The organism is Bacteroides sp. AF25-5LB, assembly GCF_003602965.1.
GTDB classification, from domain to species: domain Bacteria; phylum Bacteroidota; class Bacteroidia; order Bacteroidales; family Bacteroidaceae; genus Bacteroides; species Bacteroides uniformis.
The window spans coordinates 1-1,178 of record NZ_QTMC01000045.1 but is presented as its reverse complement, the minus strand read 5'-3'; the positions used below and the strand labels follow the sequence as shown (position 1 = coordinate 1,178).

Below are 1,178 nucleotides of genomic sequence, written 5' to 3'. Positions count from 1 at the left end.
GCCTTCATTTCAGAGGTGGCGTTCAGGTATTCTTCGTCAGCTGAAACGCTGGACGATTGAGCCGTTTGAAGAGCAATTTGGGTACGTTCTATTTCTGCCTGGTTACCGCTTTCAAGAGCCTTGTTGTAATCGGCCTGCGCCGCTTTCAACCGGATGAATGCCGCTTCCTGCTGCAGTTCTGCATTTTGCACACGTGTTACGGCATCCCCCAAAGCGTGCATCTGCGTTTGCAGCCGGGCAAAATCCAATGTGCCGTTGCCACCGGGGAGCATGCTTTGAATACGTTCAATGGCATCGTAAACGACCTGCTGATCCGCTGCTCCTGATTTTTTGAACTCATCCGTCTTGACATACTGCTTAAGTTCGCCAAGCAGATTCTTCATCTGGTCTGCAAGCAAGCCGGTTAAATCCCCGAACGCTGCTCCCCAGTCTATCTTCTGGGTAAGGGATTCCATGTCCACTTTGTGCACAGCCGCATCACGCTGCTTTTCCAAAGTCAGTCTTTCGCCCTGGGACTGTGCCTTGCGGATTTTCTCGGCATATTCTTCAGCGATGGCCAGTTTCTGCTGCTGGAAGGTCCCGTATTCCTTCAGATAGTCACGCATGGCTTCCGCCTCTTCCCTGTACACGTCCGCCTCCGCTTTTTTCCTTGACTCGGTGTTTGAGGCACGGGCTTTTTCAAGTTCATCCTGTTGCTCCCGGGTAAGTCCGTTATCTCCGGTGGAAAGGCCGGCTTCCTTGTTCTCACGCTTCCAGTCGGTTTCCTGCCGGTTTATCTCTTCTTTCCGGGCGTTATAGTCATATTCGATTTGTGCCAGTTTCTTCTCGGTACCGGCTTGCATGCGGTCTATCTCTTCCTTCCGGTTTTCAGCCTGCAGGGCGGCAAGATCCTGCGCCAGCCTACGCTCTGTGGCAAGCCGTTGCTTGGCTTCCGCTTCCGGATTCTTCCCGGACTGCTTGGGGTCGATATGCCCACCGATATTTCCTTTTTTGGCTGCTTCTGCGGCTTTCTTTACCTCTTCCTCCGCTTTTTTCAGATAACCGTCACGTTTGTTTTCGGCATTTTTCAACAGTACGTCATAAGCTTCCTGATCATGTTTCTTGATGGCAGCCTGTGCGTCATAGAACTGCCCGGATTCTGCCATGCTTGACTGCATGATATATTGTCCCCATTTCCC

The 1,178-nt window shown here is 51.9% G+C and carries 1 pseudogene; it reads right to left on the bottom strand.

The features are described 5' to 3' along the window. Nucleotides 1-1,178: pseudogene (locus DWY57_RS20635) on the bottom strand (viral A-type inclusion protein); the annotation flags it as partial.